The organism is Thalassomonas sp. RHCl1, from assembly GCF_947387555.1.
Classification (GTDB): domain Bacteria; phylum Pseudomonadota; class Gammaproteobacteria; order Enterobacterales; family Alteromonadaceae; genus Thalassomonas.
In genome coordinates this window covers 1,013,875-1,035,376 of record NZ_CANDNZ010000002.1, presented here as the reverse complement: position 1 = coordinate 1,035,376, position 21,502 = coordinate 1,013,875, and the positions used below count along the sequence as shown (strand labels likewise).

Sequence of the window (21,502 nt, the reverse complement as noted above, 5' to 3'; positions counted from 1 at the left end):
CGTTAAGGTGACTCGCGTTGCAGTAAATAAGACTTTTGTTGCTCTGCCATTCTTGCTGTCTGCCGGGAGTGATTGCCCAGCCAGCTGTTAAAACCGAGGCGGGTGTTATTTTTTAAATGGCTTGATGTTGCTTGCCCCGGCCTTAATGTCAATTGCACTTCAATGGTCATTTCTCTGGGCACCAGCAGGTTGATTAAGCTGCAGAGCTCCCTGTGCCCTGCTCCCCGGGGTAAAAAGCTTAAGTATTGGCTTAAGCTCAGCCTGGACAGGCACAGACTGAGCTTATTTAAGCGGTCAAAAACATGCCTGCCGTTAATGGCGCTTTTGCCTAAACGGTTGTTGCTTTTGCCTAGCAGGCTGAGATCTTTGGCATCTATCTGTAACCATTGTCCCTGCATGGGTAAGATCTTGGTGGTTACCTCCAGCTGCCCGGTAAGCATCTGCTCGGCAAGGGCCAAACTGGTATTTTTATTGGTCAGTAAACCACAATAGAGCAGCGCAGTGGTTTGCTTTTGCTGATCTGTGCTGTTACTTCGGGATAAGGCGCTGATATATTTATGAAATTCGTTATTGGTGCTTTTATCGAAATGCAGACTCGCTTGCCCGGTTTTCCAGGCACGGTAATACAGGGATAATAACCTGTGATGAAAAATGTCGGCAAATTCACATAAGGTGAGATCTTTTTTCGCTATTTTTCGTTGCAGTGCATATTCGCTCAGATGCGTGGGCAGCGGGCCGTTGCAGCCAAAAAGCCCCCAGTAACTGTTTTTAATTTTATATAAGTGTTTATCCGGATGTTTTTTTATTTCGCTGATAGCAGAAGGAAAAAATGCCAGTAACGGACTTTGTCCCAGGCGCACCGGATCATCCCTTGGCGTTTTGGAACAGCCCAGTCCGGGATAGAGGGGACTGAGGCGTTCAATGGCCCGCAGCAAGGCAAACAAATCATATTCAAGATATGACTTTTGCTGGAGTATATGTTTTATAAACTCGTTTTCATTCCCATGCGTACCGGCCAAGTGTATATCTCCTTGTTATCTGTGGTGCTAACCGTTAGCTGGGTAAAAGTGTTGATGCTGACAAGGCGGGCAAAGAACTGATCTAATACCAGCGCCAGTAAAAAGACCCCGGATCCCTCAAAGCAAGCCTCATCGAGCACCAGCTCTATTGCCAGTCCCCGGGCAAAACAGATGGGGCCGGGCAGGGGAATACGGCGGGTAGCCGAGGTCAAATGAACGGCGTGGACCCCTTCAATTTGTTTGACGGCGGCGACATCATTTTTATCGGCAAATAAACTCATCAGTTGCTTCAGGGCCCGGGTGGTGCCTTGTGTCTCCCTGACATCAATACCTAAGTAGTTAAAGGTTAACTGGCTGATAATTTCCCAGTTCATTTCTCCGCCGGCTATCGGCGGTGCGGGGCGGGTTGGTCCTTCCAGGCAACGGATTTTCTGACAGGGCAGGCTGATATCCAGGGTAAAATCGGTACTGCCTTTGCCAAGGGGCATCAGGATAGGTAAATCCCGGTTAGAGCAAAGGGCGGTCACCGACAATTGGCTCAGGGACTGTGAAGCGTTTGTCTGCTGCTGTTCGACAAGATTGATAAAAGTCTCCGTTCCTATGTAACTGCTGCGCCCGCGGTAATTTTTTTGCTTAGCGGTTAATTTTCGCGGTTTTCTTTTGATGGCAAAATAATTGCCTGTGCTGCCCCGGCTTTTACCGGCGTAAAAAGCTGAAAAATTTGCCTGCTCTTGCACGCCGGCGCTAAAACCGGTCAGGGATTGAATATCGCAGATTTCGTAGTCACAGGGCCTGAGTTTATCCGCGACCACATGGTATTCGCTTTGCCCCGGTGACACCTTGACACGGTCGGTTTTTTTGCTGAACAGGTTAATAACAGGCACGCAAAATAATGAAAAGTTATCTGAGGTGATCAGATTTTCCAGGCGGCGGTCTTCCCGGGATAACAGCAGCAACAGTTGTACTTGATGGCCTTTGGTCCTTTTTAATATGGGTTTGAGGCCGGTTAAGGTCAGGAACAAGAAACGCTTGGGAAATAAAAAATATTCCCGCAACAGGCGGAAACCGTCAAAATAACGGGGGTTGTAGGGCATCAGTGCCTTATCCCGGTCAAGCTGTTTGCATGCCAGTGTCACCGGGTGTTGCTCCGTTTGCCAGTTGGCTTTGTCGTTTTCCCTGAATTTCAGCTGGTTAAAGCCGGTATATAATAATTCAAACAAATGCATGGGCAGGGCTTCCGGCCCCCGTAAATAAAACTCCAGCTGATCCGTGTCAATATCGGCCAGGCGGTAAAGGGGATCGCAATTTATGGTCAATTGGATAGCCGAATAATGTTTTTGCCCTGTGCTTAGGGCGGCAACCGATTGGGCATTGAGGTATTCCGCCTCCCTGATGGTTAACGGGTACAGGGTAAAGGGCTGCGCGGTTTTATATTCACAACTGGTTTGCTCCCCCTTGCTTAAGCCGGAGGTGAGGGAAGTGCCTTGGGGCACCGCCATACCGCCAAGCAGGCTGCCTTCTTCTTGATCCGGCTCAAACTGGCAGATGGCCATGGAAGGGGTTGGCATCAAAAAGCTTGGAAATAAATGATTGAGCAGGTTTTCGGTAAAGTGGGGAAACTGATTGTCCAGTTGCAATTGTATTTTTGCCGTTAAAAAGGCAAAGCCTTCCAGTAACCTTTCGACATAGGGATCTGCACAGTCAAAACCTTCCAGGCCGAGGCGGGCTGCCACTTTCGGGTATTCCTGTGCAAACTCGGCGCCCAGTTCACGGATAAATTTCAGCTCTTGATTGTATAAATCAAGTAAACGGGGATCCATTTAAGCTATCCTTTGCCCTTTAAAGGAAAATGCACCATTTTCCAAATCCATTTCGGCTTCCACATAAAGTTGCAGCGGCAGCGGCTGGGCCCACATCTCGGCGGTTAATTCAAAGGTGACGGCATTGGCATTGGCCTCTGTAGTATTGACCCGGGCGGATAATCTTATGGTGTTGGCAATCAGCCTGGGCTCAAATTGCTTGATTGCCTTGAGCAGATCCCGCTCGAGTTTGTCCCGGCGCAGGGAAGCACTGCTGATACCGGTTAATTCACTGAGCCCGTAATTTAGTACCGAGCAAGTGACTTCGGGGTAGTCTTTCTCCGCCAGCAGGGGAGATAAGTTACGGGTATTTAGTAACCAGGAAAGATCCCTTTGTACCGAATTTTTTAATTCCTTGACCGAGATAATGCGTTTTTCCCTGGGCTCTGAGCTGTTGTCGGGGGCATCATCGGTCAGCCGGTCAAGCAATGACGGTTGCAACCGCTCCTGCGGGCTAAGTTCAGGCATAAAGTGCTGCTCCTTTGATGGCGGCAAGCTGAGCCCGGGTGAGGAATATTAACCGGTTGAGGTTGTTCATGCCGGGCCGTGGTCCAGGATAATGGTATTGACTTCCGACAGGGCATATTCGCCGTGATCGGTAATAAAACTTCTCAGCCCCTGGCCGATATAAAAGTTTTCCTCGGGGGCCTGCCATGAGGTGTTGCTCGCCAGGCAATACTTGGCATGGCGGTCGGCATCAGTTACGGGGGGATCTTGCTTGATATCAAACCCGGATAACAGCGGATAGCGGCTGGGAATAAAAGCGATCATTTCCCCCTGGTTTTCCAGGGTCAAGTGGCAGGGGCACCACACCAGATCCCGCAAATCTTCAAAATCATCTATGATGAGTTTTTTTATCCGGGTAAAAGGTAACCAGTAATAATTGCCCTTGATGATGATCTCCAGCAGCGGGCCAAGGCGTACATCGCCATCGGCCAGCCATAAAAAAGTTTTGCCATTGATACTGCCCCCTATGGCCGGCGCCAGCGAGGCGCCTGTTTCTATTTCTTTTTTTGCCCGTGGGATATTGTTTTCTTTAAAACTGACCAGGGCCTGGAGATAATAGCTGATCCATTCGCCGGGCTGTCCAAAAATGATCGGCGCCTGGGAGCCGTTGAAGATTTGCAAGCGGGACTTTTCTGCGTTAATCAGCGCCTGGTAAGTGTTTTTTAATGCCAGGTTGCTGTCGCTTAACTCTGCCAGTATGCTCAGTTGCTCACTTGCCCGGTTAAACTGGTTCATCACACACAGCAGCTGAAACAAAAAAACTCTTTGCCTGATATCATCCGGAGCACGCTGAACTTGCTGGCAAGTTTGTTCCAGACACATGTTAAGCTGCTGATTTTTTAATAGTTGTTCAGCCTGCACCGGTTGCTCTCCAAAAGCTGCTAGTTAAGCGCATTTGTCTAGACACTGACATTTTTGGGAATATTCCAGGCAAACTCTTTCGCAGCTTCACCTGAGCCGTCTTTTTTCTGTTTGGAATACTCGAATTTTACTTCGGCAAAGTTTAATGCGATGTTTTCCGTCAGCCTGTCTTCTCCGCCGGAGCCGCCGGTGGATATCGAGCTGACCAGGCAATCGGTAAAGGTCATGATAATATATTCCAGCGGGGTTTTTCCCGCCTTCCTGACGGTGAGTTTAGCGCTGGGGATATGCTCACCCGAGGCGCAGCGCAGCATCAGGGCGTGGGAGGCGTTATCGATATACTTGGTAAAGGAGATATCTTCGACATTTACTTTACCTGCGCCGCCCCCTTCGCCTAAATGCATGGTGCCGCTTTGGGACATGCCCCAGCTCCAGGATAATATATCGATTTCCTGGGCATGGGAGTCGTCGATAGACTCCCCCTCGATGCCATCGAGTTGTAGAAATATGTCAACAGCCATGATCTTTCTCCTCTGTCAATCGTTGTCAATCAACCTTGTTTAATGGAAGGTAGTTTTGATACCAGTCTTAATGAAGCCGTCAGCCCTTCCAGCTGGTAATGGGGCCTGAGATAAAATTTAGCGCTGTAATAGCCGGGGCTGCCTTCTATTTCTTCAACCGTTACCTCGGCGGCCGCCAGCGGTTTTCTTGCTTTGGTTTCTTCGGTGGAGTTGGCCGGATCGCCGTCGACATAGTTTAATATCCAGCTTTGCAGCCAGCGCTGCATGTCTTCGCGCTCTTTAAAGGAGCCTATTTTGTCCCTGACGATACATTTGAGGTAATGGGCAAAGCGGCAAGAGGCGAATAAATAAGGCAACCTCGCCGCCAGCGCCGCATTGGCCGTGGCATCGGGGTCGTCGTACTCTATCGGTTTTTGTATGGTCTGGGCGCCGATAAAGGCGGCCAGATCGGTGTTTTTCTTGTGGATAAGCGGCATCATGCCAATTTTGGATAACTCGGCTTCGCGCCGGTCACTGATGGCGATTTCGGTCGGGCACTTCATGTCGACGCCGCCGTCATCACTGGGAAAGGTGTGTACCGGCAACCCTTCCACCGCACCGCCGGATTCTATGCCGCGGATCCTCGAGCACCAGCCGTAAAGTTTAAAAGAGCGGTTAATGTTCACCGCCATGGAAAAAGCGGCATTCATCCAGGTATATTTGCTGGAGTCGGCCCCTGAGCTGTCTTCTTCATAATCGAATTCTTCCACCGGCTCGGTATCGGCGCCGTAGGGCAGTCTGGCTAAGACCCTGGGCATGGTCAGGGCAATATATTTGGCATCGTCAGACTCGCGCAGGGAATTATAGGGGGCATAATCCGGAGTCGACATGATTTTTGTCAGATCCCTGGGGTTGGTCAGCTCTGACCAGGTATCCATTTGCAGCATTTTCGGCGATGCCGCCCCGATAAAAGGGGCGTGGCAGGCGGCGCTGACTTTGGCAATATTGGCCAGCATTTTGACGTCACTCGGGCTGTTATCGAAATAATAATCCCCCACCAGGCAGCCGTAAGGTTCGCCGCCGAACTGGCCGTATTCTTCTTCATAGAGCTTTTTAAAGACTGGGCTTTGATCCCAGGCGGTACCGGCAAATTTCTTCAGGTTTTTACCCAGCTCCAGCTTGTTGACATTCATCACGCGGATTTTAAGAAACTCATCGGTTTCCGTGTTGTTGATCAGGTAATGCAATCCGCGCCAGGTGCCTTCGAGTTTTTGCAAGTCCTGATGGTGCATCACGGCATCTAGCTGGTTTTTCATTTTCTCGTCTAAGGCACTGATAATGGCTTCTATCGAACGCACCGTATCTTCGCTGATCAGTTGTGTGTCTTTGAGGGCATATTGCGCCAGGGTTTGCACGGCATTTTCGACTTCTTCTTTGGCCCGATCGGATTTAGGTTTAAATTCTTTTTGCAATAACTGGGAAAAAGTATCCGAAGTCAGGACTTCGCCTTCTCCTTCCAGCGATTCTTTTACATCAGTCATCTTGGTTTTCCTCTTGTGCATCTGCTTTCGGGGCCGAAATCAAGGCCTCAAGCAGGGCCGGATCGGCAATGGCTTTTTGGATCAGCTCTTCCGCACCTTCTTTACCGTCCATATAGGTAATTAGGTTGGCTAATTGTTGCCGGGCTTTAAATAAATCTTTTAAGCCGTCAACCTTTGCAGCAATGGCTGCCGGTGAAAAGTCATCCATGCTTTCAAAAGAGACATCGACACTGAGCTCTCCTTCGCCTGTCATGGTATTGGGAACGCGAAACGCCACCCTGGGTTTGACCGACTTTAACCTGTCATCAAAGTTATCGACATCGATTTCCAGGGCTTTGCGCTCTGAGATTGCCGGCAAATCTTCTTCCGGCTTGCCGCTTAAGTCTGCCAATACCCCCATCACAAACGGGATCTGCACTTTCTTTTCGGCACCGTAAAGTTCGACATCATATTCAATTTGTACCCGGGGAGCCCGGTTCCTACCAATAAATTTCTGACCGCTGTTTGACACCTGTTTTCTCCTTAATCTTGCTCAGTTATGCCGGCAAGGGCTTTGACCTGATCGGCACCATTGGGGGCGAGATCATTCATTATTTGCATAAAGTCTTTATTAATCAGGGTTTTTGCTCTTTTTAACAATAAAGGAACCGGACTGGAGGGTTCATGCTGTTGAAAATAATCGCAGATATTGTCTATGGCCTGTTCAACATCGGCCCGGCAAGAGATAGTGCCGTTATTGCTAGTGGGTGAAGGCTGCATTGTGGTTTGCATAGTGGTCTGCATGGCGGGCTCTCCCACAGGTATTGCTGTTTCTTCTGCGTTAAGGTTTGTTTCGCTAAGGTTGGCATATTTGACCAGCTGTTGGTGAATCTTTCCCAGCACGGTGAGCAAGTCGTCAAAACTCGGGGACTGGCCCCTGGGATCCTGGCGGGCGAAACTTGCCGCTAGGGTTTTTAATTGCTCGGGGCAAGTGGTTATTTGCTCAAACAGTTGGGATAATAATGCTTGGTCGGTATCTTTAAAAATTGCCCGGACCTGGCTTTCATTCAATCCTTCGAGGCCATCGGTATTGGTTATTTCAAGGGCTTCCAGATCCTTGAGGCACAAGGGACCAAAAAGTCCTGATTTAGCCAGCTGCATGTTTTTTAACGGCGCAACCGTTTTGCTGATATGGTTGAGGTTTGCCAACGCCGATAACCTCTCGGTGGCATCGCCGTCATCCAGGGGGGGGAACACCTCAGCCCAGTGGTCATTGAGCAGAGTATCCAGGGCGGTTAAACATTCACTGAATTTAGCTATGCCCTGACGGTTAAGGGCGCACTGACAAAGCAGAACAACCAGGTTGAGGTCTTTGCTTTGTGTTAAAAAGCCGGCGGCGGCTTTTTCGATTTTTGCCCAGTCGGGCGGGGTCGCGGGCAGGGTATGGTTACCGTCAAAACGTTCCGGCTGGCCTTCGGCCTGAAAATAAAGCGCTTCTACCCCAGGGTCATCTTCGAGGCTGTTGCCACAGGGAGAATCATTGCTGATTATTGCTGTAATTACCTGATAGTAATCCATGCTGAGCGCCAACGTGATTTATGATCAAAGCTATCCGACAGAGATAGTATGACGATACACCCGATGAGCCTTGACGCTTGCCTTGAGGGCATTATCAAAGCCCATAGATCGGAGTAAGCATAGTTCAAATATAGCACAATGCAATGGCAGTACAGGCTAAGCAACAGCTTGATTGAAATTGATTTGGGCAGAAACTGGGCAGCCGAAAATCTAACTGCTATATTTTACGGGCTAACGGGGCTTTATAGTATTTTCTCTACATTCCTCCTGTGCTATTGACCTTGGCGGGGCCAAGGGGTCCGGTGCACGCTGACGGGCTTTAATCGCCGGTTTCAAACAGGGAATTTTGCGAGCAGACGATTGATGAATACTTTCAGGATAAGGAGCTATGGCTAACTGGCAAAGGTAAAATTATGTCGGAAATTGCAATACCCGGCTACGAAATCATGGAATTGTTAGGTAAGGGGGGCATGGCGTCCGTCTATAAGGCGAGACATATTAACCTGGATCGTGAAGTCGCTTTAAAAATAATGGATGAAAGCTTAAATGCTGATCAAAGTTTCAGCGAGCGTTTTGTCCGTGAAGCCAAAATATCTGCAAAACTGATGCACCCGAATATTATTCAGGTGTATGACGTCGGCCATATCAATGACCACAACTTCTTATCCATGGAATACATTTGCGGCGGTGATCTCGCCGGCATTATCCATAATGACTTAGACCTTAAGCTGGTGCATCAATGTATCGGTGAAATGGCGCTTGCCCTGGATTTTTCCCACGGCAAAGGGGTCATTCACCGGGATATTAAACCCAGCAATATTTTGATCCGTGAGAACGGCAGTTTTGCCCTGGCAGACTTTGGCATTGCCCGCCGGGAAGACTCCAAGACCAATATGACCATTGCCGGCAGCGTGATGGGAACCCCCAAATATATGAGTCCGGAGCAGGCGATGGGGGATGAGCTTGACGGGCGCTCCGATTTATATAGCCTGGGGGTGGTTTTTTATGAAATGCTTACCAAAAAAGTGCCCTATGAAGCCACTACGCCTGTCGGTACCGCGATTAAGCATTTAAATGATGCTATCCCGCTACTGCCGAAAAAGTTTGCCCGCTATCAGACGTTTTTAAATACGGTGATGGCGAAAAAGCCCGAAGACAGGTATGCCTGCGGACTTGAGATGTATGAGGCGCTTAAGGGGCTGGCCGAAGAAGAGCACGAAGACACTGTGGTTTATTCACGTAGCGAATTAAATCGTGCGTTAAATAAAGGGCAACTGGCTGAGCAGAGCAAAAGAGTTAATATTTCTGCTTTTATGTCGTTAATGCAGGAAAAAGTGACGGCTTATGCCGGTAAATTCGGGCGTTTTATCGCCAAGTATTATGCCGTGCTCAAGGACAGAATTGCTCATTTACCGGTGAAGCAAACCCGGGATTATTGTGCCCGGTTAATAGAGCCGGTCAGCAAGTTTTGGCGCCAATTAGCCCGGTGGGGAAAAAACTTATCTGCTAAGTGTCAGCAGGCTCCGGTATTTCCCCGGGTTAAAAATACTTTCATGGTGGCGCTACCGGTATTGCTTATTTCATGGATGCTGTTGCTGCCGTTTATCGGCGAACAAGAAAAGGATGTTACATTACAAGTTGCTCAACAGCAGCTGTTTAGCCGGGCAGAGCTGGCCTTAAGTCATCTTGAATATACGCAGGCGGCGGGGGCATTTGCCAAGATTTTACAACTCGACGGCACAAGTTTACCGGCCAGGCAGGGGCTGGATGAAAGCATTAAGGGCATGGAGGGGCAGTTATCCCGGCTATTAGCAAGCCGTCAAGTAGCAAAAGCGAGAGCGCTTTTGCAGGATCTGGCGAGCATAGACAGTGATCACCCCCAGCTGACGCTTTTTGCCCGTCAGCTGGACGCCCTTGAAAAGCAGGTGCATGGGCAACAGCAGACACGGGAAAAAATCCGCTCCTTGATGGCACAAATTAGTGCAGGATTAAAGGTTGAAAAGCTCACCGCGGTGCACATTGAAAACCTGCTGGCAAAACAGCAGCAGCTGGCAAGCCTGCAACCGGAAAACCAGGAGGTAGAAACCCTTAAAGCGGTGATTTTTCATAAAGCCGTCGACAGCGGCAAGATCTTTGTTCAGGAGCGCGCGCTTGAGCAAGCGAAGCAGGTTCTGGCGATTGCCCGAAATTTGATGCCGGATCATCCCAAAGTTCGCTCCCTTGAGGCCGGTATTGACGGCTATGCCGACAAGGCTGTTTTGGCGCAACAAAAAACAGCATTTAAGGCCAGGCAGGTAGAGGGTTATCTGCTAAAAGCTAAAAGTGCTTTCGAGCAAGAGAATTATTACGCCGAAGCCGGACTCAGTGCCTATTTTCTTTATGTTATGGTGCTGGAGCTTGAGCAGGATAATGCAAAAGCTATTGAGGGACTTGATGCTATTGTCGCAGCGGTAGAGCAGCAGGCGATAGAGGCGATAAAACGCTCGGATATCAGCAGCGCCCGCCAGGCGATTTACCGGCTCTCACGTATCGCCAATGAACAGGAGCGGGTGGTTGTCCTCAATAACGCCCTGCAGGAAAAAACGGCTCAGAGCGGGAGCCAGCCTATGGCGCAGGCGCAATTAACGGCCCTGCTGGCTCAAGGAGAGAGGGACTTGCAGCACTATCCCCTCAACCTTAACCGGTTAACTTCGGCCCTGAATGCTTACCGCAAGGTGCTATTGCAGCAGCCGTTTGAGCAGCAGGCGCTTGAGGGCTACCGGCGTTTAAGCGAGTTGTTTCTCACCTTTGCCCAGGAGCGCAGTGCCGCTGAAAATTATCCTGTGGTGCTAACGGCACTGGAGCGGGCGATCACTTTACATCCCGATAATCCGCTGGCGGTTAACCTGTTTAACCAAATACAAGATGAAATCGCTGAAAAAGAGAAGTTACATACCAGCAAGCTGCTGTTGGCAAAAGCCGAAGGGGCAAGTCAAAAGGCATTATGGCTTGAGGCTACTTTGGCCTACGCTCAGCTGTTACAAGTATCGCCGGAACATGAAAAGGCAAGCGGCGGGTATCAGGCGGTTAAAGCTGAGTTGTTTAACCTGCTGTCAACAGACATAAAGCGTAACCGCCTGACCCCGACGCGGAAAAAAATGGCAAGCCTGGCACCCTATCTTGAAAAAGATCCCGGGTTTATCAAGCTATACCAAGATCTTGAATTTGCCCAGGCACAATGGGATGAAAGACAGGCCCGTTTGCGGGCTTCTATTCCCGATCTCATTCAAAAAGCCAAGTCGAAGGTCAAAAGCGGTAATCTTACTTTACCCTGGAATAACAGTGCCCATTACTTTTATCAGCAGGTATTGGCGATAGATCCGGAAAATGCACAGGCAAAAAAAGGCCTGGACCGCATCTATAAGCAGCTGGTGAGCATGGCGGACGGCTACCTGAACCAGGGGGAGTTAATAAAAGCCCGGGTCTTTTATGACCGCCTGGCCAAGCTGGCCCCGTCAAGACCGGAGCTGGCGGTTTTAAAATCGAAAATGGCATTGCTGGAGAAAAACTCCAATAATTAACACAGAGATCTCCCGGGTTTTAAGCCTACTGTAAATAAAGGACAGTATTTTGGCGACTCAAAGCAAGCGACAGTTTGCCATCAGCACCCCGTTGGCGGCCGATAAACTTTTATTATATAAGTTGCAGGGCGTTGAGGCCTTAGCCGCCCCTTTCCATTACAAATTAGAACTTTTCAGTGAAGATAACTGCATCAACAGTGATGACTTGCTGGCAAAAAGTGTTACCGTTTCGATTGCCACCGCCGAGGGCAGTCCGCGTTATATCAATGGTTATGTCACTGAATTTTATCAAATGGAGCCGTATGCCGATCAGTTCAGGTATTTTGCCGAAATTCGTCCCTGGCTATGGCTGCTGAATTTAAGTGAAAATTGCCGCATTTTCCAAAAGCAAAGTTATCCGCAAATTATTAAAACGGTGTTTGATGAACTGGGCTTTTCTGATGTTGAAGATCACTTGAGTGGTTCATATCCCGCCAAAGATTATGTGGTGCAGTTTAATGAAAGCGATTTTGATTTTATCTCGCGCTTGCTGGCGCAGGAAGGGATCTTTTATTTTTTTAAACACAGTGAAAATAACCATATCCTGGTGCTGGTGGACGAGAACAGCTCGCTGGAGAAAATAGGCGATATCCATTACCGGGCAAGCGAATATCGCCGTCAGCAGCGACAAAGTGCCTTCATAGAGCAATGGCAGCAACATAAAAAAGTGTGCAGCGGCGGGATCAGAAGAACCGACTATGACTATCACTCGCCGGCAAAAAACCTCGAAACCCTGGCCAGTGATCCGGTTTTGCCGTCATTATCGGCATTTGAACGTTTTCGGTATCCGGGGAAATACCAGCAGAGATCTCTGGGGGATAACTATACCCGGTTGCTGATGGAAAGTGAAAACAAGCGTTTTGAAACCGTATCCGGGGCCAGTAACCACAGGCTGCTTACTGCCGGCAGTGTTTTTAACTTAACCGAGTATTTCAGGGAGCAGCAAAACCGCGATTACCTTGTGGCCTCTGCGACCTTAGCCATAGAAAATGATGATTTTAAGGCCGACAGCGCTGATGAAGGGCAAGATGTTTATCGCTGCCAGTTTACGGCGATCCCGGCTGATACGACTTTTCGCCCGGATATCAAGCTGAAAAAACCTATCATGTATGGCCCGCAAACGGCTGTGGTGGTGGGGAAAAGCGGTGAAGAGATCTGGACCGACGAATTGGGGCGGGTAAAAGTGCAATTTCACTGGGATCGTCAGGGAGCCAGTGACGAGAACAGCTCTTGCTGGATCCGGGTATCCCAGGTACATGCCGGCAGTGGCTTTGGCGGTATCGACATTCCCCGCATCGGCGAGGAAGTGATCGTTGAATTTCTCGGCGGAGATCCCGACCGGCCGATTATTACCGGCAGGGTCTATAACGGTCAAAATAAAAGTCCGAATTCCCTGCCGGCAAAGGCGATGGTGAGCGGTTTAAAATCCCGCAGTACCCCCAAAGGCAGCGGCGACAACACTTTGATGTTTGATGACAGTAAAGACAGCGAGCTTATTTTACTGCATGGCCAGCATGACATGGAAAAGAATATTGACCATGATGAAACGGTTACCATAGGTCATGATCGCAGTGAAAGTGTCGGCAACGATGAAACTATTGCCATAGGCAATAACCGCAGCGAATCGGTGGCAAAAAATGAAAGTGTCAGTATCGGGGAAAATCGCAGTTTAAGCGTAGCGAAAGACAATAATGAAAATATCGACAAAAATGAAACCATTACCATAGGCGCCAACCGAACCTTAACCGTAGGTAAAAATTTGATGGAAAGCGTGGATAAGGATAAGTCTGTGACGGTATCTGGTGAAGTGATTGAAAATTATGAAAAAAGCCATAAGATCAGTATCGGCAAAGATTACCTGCAGCAGGTTGAGAAAAAAATTGTCATCTCTGCCGGCGATGAAATTACCCTGGTTACCGGCGATGCAAAAGTGGTAATGAAAAAAAATGGCGATATCACGGTGAAGGGCAAGAATATTACCCTGGATGCCAGCGGTAAAGTCAATATTAAGGCCGGCGGCAATGTTGTCATCAAAGGGGCTAAAATTACCCAAAACTAACCGGCCTGTAGCCGTACTTAAGGAGGTAAAAATGCAACAGCTGATCAATAAAAAAGGGCAGAGACAAGCCTTACACGGTGTTGTTATCGGTGTATTGGTGGGCTTTTCTGATGATAAACCTTTGGTCGTTTATGGTGAAAATCCCACCGAGGAGCCGGTTATTGCCCAAACCACCGTACTGCTTGAACATCAGCATTTGGGAAAGAAACTGGCATTGCTGTTTACCGGCGGCGATCCACTCAAACCGGTGATTATTGGGCCTTTGCTTGAATTTTCTCGTCCTGAACTAAGTGAAGCATCAGGTGAGGAACTAAGCACAGAGCCAAGTGAGGAGTCAAAGGAGCAGCATAAACCGCTCGAATTAAAGCTTGACGATAAGCGGCTGGTCTTAACGGCAAAAAATGAATTGGTATTAAAATGCGGTGAGGCAAGCATCACCTTGAAAAAAAATGGCAAAATTTTGGTGAGCGGTACCAATCTGTTAAGCCGGGCGCAATTTGCCAATCGTATCAAGGGCGGTTCGGTACAGATAAATTAGTACTAAGCACCATCAGCTGCTTATCAGCAGCCTGTTGCTAATATCGGCACTTTGCGAGCTCTCCCCGGGTGTCGAGCGGTATCGGCGGACATTATCGTTTAAGGATAAGCGGATTAATGCCTGAGTTTCCTTCGGATTTGCCTGGCCAGAGCGATATGGGCTATATAACGCTGCTAACAAGCTTATATTTTCGTCATTTTATCCCTGTCTTTTATCAAGGCTGAGAAAAGGCTCTTCCCCTGGCTTTTGAACAAACTCTGGCGTAATTAACGGAAAAAGGTATGCTCCTGGCACACACGCTCGGGTTGACGCCGGCGCAAGAATGTAGAAGGGTTAGCTTAGTAACTCAAGGGACTTATACCATCAGTTGCGGCAACTTATTGGCGATACCGTTGAACTTGTCGGCATCTTCAGGCGCAGGAATCACTTCGGTGATCACCGGCCAGATCTCACTCAGCTCTTCATTTAATTTTAAGAATTGTTCCTGGCCCGGTGGCAGGGCTTCTTCCTGGAAAATGGCTTCGGCGGGGCATTCCGGTACACATAACTCGCAATCGATACAGACATTGGGATTGATGGCTAAAAAATTAGGCCCCTGGTGAAAGGCATCCACAGGGCAGACCGCAACACAGTCGGTATATTTACATTTTATACAATTATCTGTTACTACAAACGCCATGATTTTCTCCGCCAACTCCGCCGTTTAAACTGACAAATTATCCACTATCTGCTCAGGCGGCGAGATCATACCCGTTATCGGGGTAATTTCAATGCCTATGATAAAATTATTCATGACCGCATACGAGACCCGGGTGAAAAGTATTTCCGCAAACGGCGCTTTTGCAGTAGAATGCGCCCCGGATCCCCGCTGTTAACCTGTTCGCCGGCTATTTGCCCGTCCTGTGTGCCCTGAGTTATCTCTAAGTCGCACACAAGTGTGACATTGAGTATCAGCTTAGCCGAAAATATACGCCGGGTGGATCTGCACGACTTAAGCTGTAAAAAATTGCCCGAGATAAACAGGCCTGTCCAGCTTAGCAAAGATAAGATTTACATGACTGGAATTCCCGGATGATACGAATATCGAACATCAAATTACCCTTAGAGCATAGCCAGGAAGCACTGGATGCCCAGGTTTTATCCTGCCTGAAAATCAGCCCGGAGCAACTGGTCAAGACCACAGTTTTTCGCCGTGGGATAGATGCCAGGAATAAAAAATCGATTTTCCTGATGTATACCCTGGATGTGGAAACCACGATTGACGATGAATTGCTGGCAAAGTTTGACCGGGATCCGAACATCAGAAAAACACCGGATATGGCGTATAAGTTTGTCGCACAGGCAAGCGAAGATCTGCAAGAACGTCCTGTGGTGGTGGGTTTTGGCCCCTGTGGTATTTTTGTTGGCCTGATTTTAGCGGAAATGGGTTATAAACCTATTATTCTCGATCGGGGTAAAGAAGTGCGTGAGCGCACCAAAGATACTTTTGGTTTCTGGCGCAAGAAGCAGCTGAATACCGAGTCCAACGTACAGTACGGCGAAGGCGGAGCCGGTACTTTCTCTGACGGTAAGTTATCAACGCAAATCAAAGATAAGAAACACTACAGCCGCAAAGTGTTAAATGAATTTGTTGATGCCGGCGCGCCCGCAGAAATTCTCTACGTCAGCAAGCCCCATATCGGTACCTTTAAACTGGTGTCCATGGTGGAAAAAATGCGTGCCAAAATTATCGCCCTCGGCGGTGAAATCCGTTTCGGCGCCCGGGTGGATGATCTGCACCTGGAAGATGGCCAGGTAACCGGCCTGACGTTGGCGGACGGCTCACAAATAAAGTCAAAACATATTGCCCTGGCCATAGGGCATAGCGCCCGTGATACCTTTCAGATGATCCACAACAAAGGGGTTTATGTTGAAGCTAAACCGTTTTCTGTGGGTTTTCGGGTGGAGCACAAGCAATCCCTGATAGATAAGAATTATTATGGTGAATTTGCCGGTCACCCTACTTTAGGGGCCGCTGATTATAAGCTGGTCCATCACTGTAACAATGGCCGCTCAGTGTATAGTTTCTGTATGTGTCCGGGGGGCACGGTTGTTGCGGCGACATCGGAAGAAAACCGCGTGGTCACCAACGGCATGAGCCAGTATTCCCGTAATGAAATGAACGCCAACAGCGCCATCGTTGTCGGTATTGACCCTTCCGATTATCCGGGTCACCCGCTGGCGGGTATAGACTTTCAGCGTAAACTGGAAAGCGCTGCCTTTAAGCTTGGCGGTGAAAATTATGACGCGCCGGCGCAGTTGGTGGGGGATTTCCTTAAAGGCAAATCGTCCGAGGCTTTAGGGGAGGTTGAGCCTTCCTATAAACCCGGTATCAAGTTAACGGACCTGTCGGACGTTTTACCTGATTATTGTATTGAGGCCATCCGTGAAGCTTTACCTGCCTTTAACCGTAAGATCAAAGGTTTTGCCATGGATGAAGCGACCCTGACCGGCGTGGAAACCCGGACTTCGTCCCCTATTTGTATTAAACGTGACGACAGCTTGCAGAGCCTCAACACCCGCGGACTTTTCCCCGCAGGAGAAGGAGCCGGTTATGCCGGGGGCATCATGTCAGCCGCCATTGACGGCATAAAAGTGGCAGAAGCCATGGCATTAAGCATTAACGGCGAGAAATAGTTCAGGTTTTATTGCTCTAACGAGTCGCTTTATTGGCGATGGCGGAGTAAGGAAGCCTCTGGCGCTGACCTTCTTTAGGCGCATAACTTAAGGTTATGCGCCAGCATTTCCCTTGTTAACCCTGTTTGAGACGCCATAGCCGTGCCGGTTTCAACTTGCTTGTCCGCGGTGTTTTTCCTTTACCCCAGGTGCTTGTTGGCAGAAGCTTCACTATGAACATCAAAAGACTGGCTAGATAAAGCAGATCTCTGCTATTTCCAGCTACCGCAGTTTCTATCCCTTTTGTTGCGCCATCAGCTAATCAAATCTGATTTGCTCTGCCCGGATAGTGAAAACCAGCTAAAATTATTGGGACGCTGGCTTTTATTGATCGTGATGTTGCAGCACTTGTTCACTGTTATCCGGCATATGCAGGTGATGAAAAAGTGATAAAAACCGTGGCAATCGGTTTTATCAATCCAGAGGAAGAAAATAATATTTTTACGAAACAGTGATTTATTTGGTGAGCCGACAGATATTTTTCTCTATACTCGTGGTTCCCTTGGTCTGAATATTCACTTTAACTTAATGTGATGTTTATGAAAACTTCTGGCAGTAGCTTCATACATTGGTTTCATCTGGCAACGAGAGCCAAAGTGATCACACGTTCTTTAAAGGTCGCATTAATTGTCGGCACTATCTTAGTGATGATAAATCAACTGGATGTTTTCCTTTCAGGGCAGTTGGCATTGGGCAACTATATCCAAATCCTGCTGACCTACTGTGTTCCTTATTGCGTCTCCACCTATGCCAGTGTAGATACTATGATGAATCTGGAAAATAAATAACTCAACTTATTAACTTATAAGGCTTTCTAATGTTTAATCTATTTAACAGTAATAATATTCCCGCCGATCAGGCCTTGATCGCGAAAGATGAATTAGCCGATTTGATGGCCAAAGCGCAGTTAGTTGAGCAACTTGAACAAAGCGGCGCCTTGGATATTGCCCGGCAGATCACCGACAATGCGCAAAAGGTCAACCAGGCTTCCTCGAACCGCCTGGCAGAGATTGAAGATAACTATCAGCTGATCCAGTCCTTTATCGAACAGTCCGAAGGCATTGAACAAACCTCCCACGATTCTTTCAAATCGGCAAAAGATACCGCAGAAACTTCTGAACAGGGTATTAAACAGCTTGAAGATCTTAGTCAGAATGTGATGACCTCGGCACAATATATTCGGGAGTTTACCGAATTACTGGTGAGTCTGGATGAAAACAATAAAAATATCGGCCAATTGGTGGAGTCCATTAAAGGTATTGCTGATCAAACCAATTTACTGGCGTTAAATGCGGCGATTGAAGCCGCCCGTGCAGGTGAGCATGGCCGGGGCTTTGCCGTGGTGGCAGATGAAGTGCGCTCCCTGGCCAATACCGCCAACCAGTCGGCGGATCAGATCCAAAATGAAATGAAAAACATCATGGATATTTCCTCTTCTATTATTGATAAGCAAAAGCAGGTCTCGGGCATTATTGATTCGAGTGTCGATATCGCCGGTACCACCATGGAAAACCTGCAATCCTTAGTGGCCTTGTCGACGTCAAGCTCTAGCCTGGTGGAGTCTACCATTGCCCAGGTACAACATCAGCTAAGCGACTCGGAAACCATTAAAGAAAATATGCGACAACTTATTGAGGATACCCGCAACGCCCTTGACGGCTCTGCTGAAAATGCCGAGCTGGGACAGGAACTTGTTAAGCAGTTAATGACCAAGTAAGCCGGTTTGCGCAAGCGTCGCCTGTGGTTGCGGCGCTTGCGTTGTCAACTTTGTCCCGTCCGTGGGCATTTTGACAGGGGGGATTTGTTATTGGCCCCCAGCGGGATAAAGCGTTAAGCGACTTATCTTGCAAATGCTGTTATTAAAGCACAGGTCAATTTTTGCTTAGAATTTCGCAAAACATATCGCCAGTTATGCTGCGAAATTCAGACCGTAGATATTGTCTTTTTTCCAGGCGCAGGTCGCCAGGGTTTTGGCAAATTTTGCCGAGCTTATGGTGATCTTCTCCAGCTTATCCAATTCATTGTCGCATTGCACCCGGGCGCCGCCTAAAGGAGAATAATCCAATATCTTGCAAGGGGTTTGCTGCTGATCTATCTGGATTTCCCCGGTGAGCTGGCTGGTGATGATGCGGGAGAAGTGCCGCCTTTCGTCGCTGCGGGCAAAAGACCAGCTTTCATGCAGATTTTCCGGCTGGTAGTCATCGACTTTTTTGAGCCGCTCAAGCACGCTTTCATGAATAGAGACATTAATGGCGGGGTAATCAAGCTCTCCTTCGAGGGAGCGGATTTCAGCTTTGCCGCCGAGGCGTTCCATTAACCGGTAAGGCAGGCTATAGGAGTCATGCATGCGCCCACAGACATTGGCATCAACTTTTGATTTGTCTTTGAGATAGCTTTGATCAAAATCCAGTCCTAACGAGGCGACTTTCTGGATCATCCACAACAAGCTGATATCCGATAAACTGGACTCATCATAGCCGCCGCCAATATCACTATGGCAGCCGGCAAACCATACCTGTTCAATCGTTTGTCCCGGGTGGCTGCTTCCGGTCCACAAAGCCGGTTTGAAGGGGGGCCTTTTTTCATCGATGGCCAGCGCCTGGTAGGCGTGCTTGATTTCCGGCGTCAACCGGGTGTCAAAAAATCCTACCCAGGGTTTGGTTAATTGTCCCAGTAGAGGAATAGGTACGCCTAAGGCCCCGACCGTATCCCATACCGCCATAACGGCTATTTCCGGCTTGGGATAGTGGGAATAGCGCTGGTATTCACGTTTGTGGGGTGGGGTGCGGTAATACTTATAGGCCTGGGGCAGGGTATGCAGCTCGTCTTTAGGTAATAAACCAACCGTATGCAGCATACCGCCAAGGGCCCTGACGGTATAGGCGCCGCGACTGAAGCCAAAGCAGTAGATATCATCTCCTTCCTGATAGTTGTGGGCGATAAAACGATAGGCATCGATAATGTTTTGCCCGATACCTTTACCGAATATGCCCATCATGCGATCTGAGGCATTGTAGGTGCCCACGCCCTGATCATAAAAAACCACCTGGTTTTTGCCATCCTTGCCATAGGGGGTGAGAGAGCGAACGATCTTGACAACATTGGTGGGTTTATCCGGGGTATTCCAGGTACCATCACAACAGATCACGATGCGCTTATTTTGTACTTTCATCATACATCTCCAAAAGGCAAATGTTTGCAAGGGGAGAGGGGTTAAAATCCAAAGCTGACGCCTTGCAGCTTTGATGAAATTATAGTTGAAATAACTGCGAATGCTGCCCGGGAATACCGGTACTGCCTTTCCCCTGAGCGGACAGAATTAAGCCCGGGCAGGGGATGAGGTGGTTGCTTCTTAAGCCAGAAGGTAAGGCGTAAAATTAAACGTTTGATATCTGGATGTTATCACTTATCGTAAGGGGTTACCTGGCATCACACTGGTAATAGACGGCTTCCATATCGCCTAGGGGATCCTTGTGCAGTTCTTTTTTTAGAAATTCCATGCCCAGTTTTTTCATGATATTAATGGAGCCGGCATTGTCTTCCATGGCAACAGCGCTGAAATACTTGACTGATGTTTGCTCGGCGATGGCTTTGGTAATGCTCAGTGCGGCTTCGGTTGCATAACCTTTGCCCCAGGCTTTTTGCATAAAACGCCAGCCCAGCTCCAGGTTGTCGTTTTGCGGGTGGTCGGTAAAAAACTCCATTGGCCGTACTAAAACCCAGCCAATAAATTCATTTGTTTGCGTCAGCTCTACCTTCCACAGGCCCCAACCCAGCGCTTCGTTGGTATAACTTTGCATCCTGGGAATGTAGACCTCCCTGATCTCTTGCATGGTGGTGACTTTACCGCCGTTTATGTAGCGCATAACTTCTGTATCCTGATCAAGCTCAAACAAGTGTTGGGCATCGTCGCCGGTCATCAGTGCATACTTGAGGCGTTGCGAGTTTATTATTTTCATTTTGGATGTGTCACTTCATATTAGCTAATTATTAGATTGCCCGACAGGCTAGGCTGTTAGTGTATAACGATCTTTGGCGATGGCGAAGGGCTATTTAGCGGCAATGGCAATATATGCAGAGCATGTGTTTTTTGAGCTGTGTTATTACCTTGTCATTGCCGAGTTCTTTTTGCTTGTTCAGTAAAAACCAGCCATTAAGCGCTAAGATCAAGAAAAATATACTTTAAATTATTTATGGTTATTGGTGTCTCCCGGTGATCAGATCAATAAATCTCGTTTTTAGCCCCTTTTCGTTGCAGGCATATCTGTGATATAATTGTCAGCTATCTGTTGTTATCTAATTGAAAAGAAGCTATGCGAATTAAATTAACTTGCGATATTTTTGGTGGTGCAGAAGACGGCTGCGTAAAGGGTAAAGAGTTTGACGCCGTTCTGGTCGGTCCAAGATCAACTACGGTTGAGATCATCGGCGATTCAGGCCGTCCACACAGGGCTTTTCATTATGAATATGAAATGGTCACTGAAGAGCAGGCCGCTAAAGCCAATTAATCTCTGATATGCACCGGGTCCGGTTTTCCCCGACCCGGGGTATCTCCCCTTACTCAGCTTGTCTGCTGATTTAACTTTTTAACCTTACGTGCAAATCGGTGTTGCCGCCTTATTTGCAGGTAAGCTGGTCCAGCTCTCCTGTTTTAATTTTTTAACCTGATTACTATTTTCCCGATCGCTGATAGTCTGTTTTATCGGTGATAAAGCTGATAATGCTGCTGGTACCGGGCTTTAAACGT

The 21,502-nt window shown here is 48.3% G+C and carries 18 protein-coding genes; 7 read left to right on the top strand and 11 right to left on the bottom strand.

Annotated elements, in window-relative coordinates:
- Positions 1 to 2: 2 nt before the first annotated feature.
- The 8 genes from tssG to tssA form a co-directional block, all read right to left on the bottom strand.
- Positions 3 to 1,019 (bottom strand): type VI secretion system baseplate subunit TssG, encoded by a 1,017-nt coding sequence (tssG, locus tag QL234_RS10465; protein WP_281557761.1) that lies wholly within the window; start codon positions 1,017 to 1,019, stop codon positions 3 to 5.
- Positions 983 to 2,839, bottom strand: coding sequence for a type VI secretion system baseplate subunit TssF (tssF, locus tag QL234_RS10460; RefSeq protein WP_281557760.1), 1,857 nt, complete (start codon positions 2,837 to 2,839; stop codon positions 983 to 985). The genes tssG and tssF overlap by 37 nt, the downstream gene beginning before the upstream one ends.
- A complete protein-coding gene (tssE, locus tag QL234_RS10455; protein ID WP_281557759.1) occupies positions 2,840 to 3,346 on the bottom strand; it encodes a type VI secretion system baseplate subunit TssE in 507 nt (168 codons plus the stop codon).
- Between the two features lie 66 nt (positions 3,347 to 3,412).
- Positions 3,413 to 4,207: a type VI secretion system accessory protein TagJ gene (locus tag QL234_RS10450; protein WP_281557758.1), complete on the bottom strand. Its 795-nt coding sequence runs from the start codon at positions 4,205 to 4,207 to the stop codon at positions 3,413 to 3,415.
- Positions 4,208 to 4,284: 77 nt separating this feature from the next.
- Positions 4,285 to 4,767, bottom strand: a complete 483-nt coding sequence (locus QL234_RS10445) for a type VI secretion system tube protein Hcp (RefSeq protein WP_281557757.1) — start codon at positions 4,765 to 4,767, stop codon at positions 4,285 to 4,287.
- A 29-nt stretch (positions 4,768 to 4,796) separates the two neighbouring features.
- Entirely contained in the window at positions 4,797 to 6,287 is a 1,491-nt protein-coding gene (gene tssC / locus QL234_RS10440) for a type VI secretion system contractile sheath large subunit (RefSeq protein ID WP_281557756.1), read from the bottom strand.
- Positions 6,280 to 6,798, bottom strand: a complete 519-nt coding sequence (gene tssB / locus QL234_RS10435; protein WP_281557755.1) for a type VI secretion system contractile sheath small subunit — start codon at positions 6,796 to 6,798, stop codon at positions 6,280 to 6,282. The genes tssC and tssB overlap by 8 nt, the downstream gene beginning before the upstream one ends.
- A gap of 11 nt (positions 6,799 to 6,809) precedes the next feature.
- The gene (gene tssA, locus QL234_RS10430) at positions 6,810 to 7,844 is read right to left on the bottom strand and encodes a type VI secretion system protein TssA (protein WP_281557754.1); all 1,035 of its coding nucleotides are present in this window, start codon (positions 7,842 to 7,844) and stop codon (positions 6,810 to 6,812) included.
- Between the two features lie 413 nt (positions 7,845 to 8,257).
- Between tssA and QL234_RS10425 the strand changes: the two genes are divergently transcribed.
- The 3 genes from QL234_RS10425 to QL234_RS10415 are packed head-to-tail and all read left to right on the top strand — an operon-like array spanning position 8,258 to position 14,040.
- Positions 8,258 to 11,404, top strand: coding sequence for a serine/threonine-protein kinase (locus tag QL234_RS10425; RefSeq protein WP_281557753.1), 3,147 nt, complete (start codon positions 8,258 to 8,260; stop codon positions 11,402 to 11,404).
- A gap of 49 nt (positions 11,405 to 11,453) precedes the next feature.
- Complete coding sequence (gene tssI / locus QL234_RS10420; protein WP_281557752.1) at positions 11,454 to 13,502, top strand: type VI secretion system tip protein TssI/VgrG; 2,049 nt, start codon at positions 11,454 to 11,456, stop codon at positions 13,500 to 13,502.
- Positions 13,503 to 13,533: 31 nt separating this feature from the next.
- Positions 13,534 to 14,040 carry a DUF6484 domain-containing protein gene (locus QL234_RS10415; protein ID WP_281557751.1) on the top strand — a complete coding sequence of 169 codons (507 nt, stop codon included), beginning with the start codon at positions 13,534 to 13,536 and terminating at the stop codon, positions 14,038 to 14,040.
- Between the two features lie 355 nt (positions 14,041 to 14,395).
- On the opposite strand, the gene fdxA is transcribed toward QL234_RS10415, so the two are convergent.
- The gene (fdxA, locus tag QL234_RS10410) at positions 14,396 to 14,719 is read right to left on the bottom strand and encodes a ferredoxin FdxA (protein WP_281557750.1); all 324 of its coding nucleotides are present in this window, start codon (positions 14,717 to 14,719) and stop codon (positions 14,396 to 14,398) included.
- Positions 14,720 to 15,111: 392 nt separating this feature from the next.
- Between fdxA and QL234_RS10405 the strand changes: the two genes are divergently transcribed.
- The 3 genes from QL234_RS10405 (at position 15,112) to QL234_RS10395 (ending at position 18,472) form a co-directional block, all read left to right on the top strand.
- Positions 15,112 to 16,716, top strand: coding sequence for an NAD(P)/FAD-dependent oxidoreductase (locus tag QL234_RS10405; RefSeq protein ID WP_281557749.1), 1,605 nt, complete (start codon positions 15,112 to 15,114; stop codon positions 16,714 to 16,716).
- A gap of 635 nt (positions 16,717 to 17,351) precedes the next feature.
- The gene (gene nrtS / locus QL234_RS10400; protein ID WP_201777840.1) at positions 17,352 to 17,543 is read left to right on the top strand and encodes a nitrate/nitrite transporter NrtS; all 192 of its coding nucleotides are present in this window, start codon (positions 17,352 to 17,354) and stop codon (positions 17,541 to 17,543) included.
- 29 nt (positions 17,544 to 17,572) lie between these two features.
- Positions 17,573 to 18,472 (top strand): methyl-accepting chemotaxis protein, encoded by a 900-nt coding sequence (locus QL234_RS10395; protein WP_281557748.1) that lies wholly within the window; start codon positions 17,573 to 17,575, stop codon positions 18,470 to 18,472.
- A gap of 192 nt (positions 18,473 to 18,664) precedes the next feature.
- Here the strand turns inward: QL234_RS10395 and QL234_RS10390 are convergent, their stop codons facing one another.
- Both QL234_RS10390 and QL234_RS10385 read right to left on the bottom strand, forming a co-directional pair.
- Positions 18,665 to 19,930, bottom strand: a complete 1,266-nt coding sequence (locus QL234_RS10390) for a DUF2235 domain-containing protein (RefSeq protein WP_281557747.1) — start codon at positions 19,928 to 19,930, stop codon at positions 18,665 to 18,667.
- Positions 19,931 to 20,174: 244 nt separating this feature from the next.
- The gene (locus QL234_RS10385; protein WP_281557746.1) at positions 20,175 to 20,714 is read right to left on the bottom strand and encodes a GNAT family N-acetyltransferase; all 540 of its coding nucleotides are present in this window, start codon (positions 20,712 to 20,714) and stop codon (positions 20,175 to 20,177) included.
- A gap of 354 nt (positions 20,715 to 21,068) precedes the next feature.
- Between QL234_RS10385 and QL234_RS10380 the strand changes: the two genes are divergently transcribed.
- On the top strand, positions 21,069 to 21,263 hold the full coding sequence (locus QL234_RS10380; RefSeq protein WP_044835759.1) for a hypothetical protein: 195 nt from the start codon (positions 21,069 to 21,071) through the stop codon (positions 21,261 to 21,263).
- Positions 21,264 to 21,502: the final 239 nt, after the last annotated feature.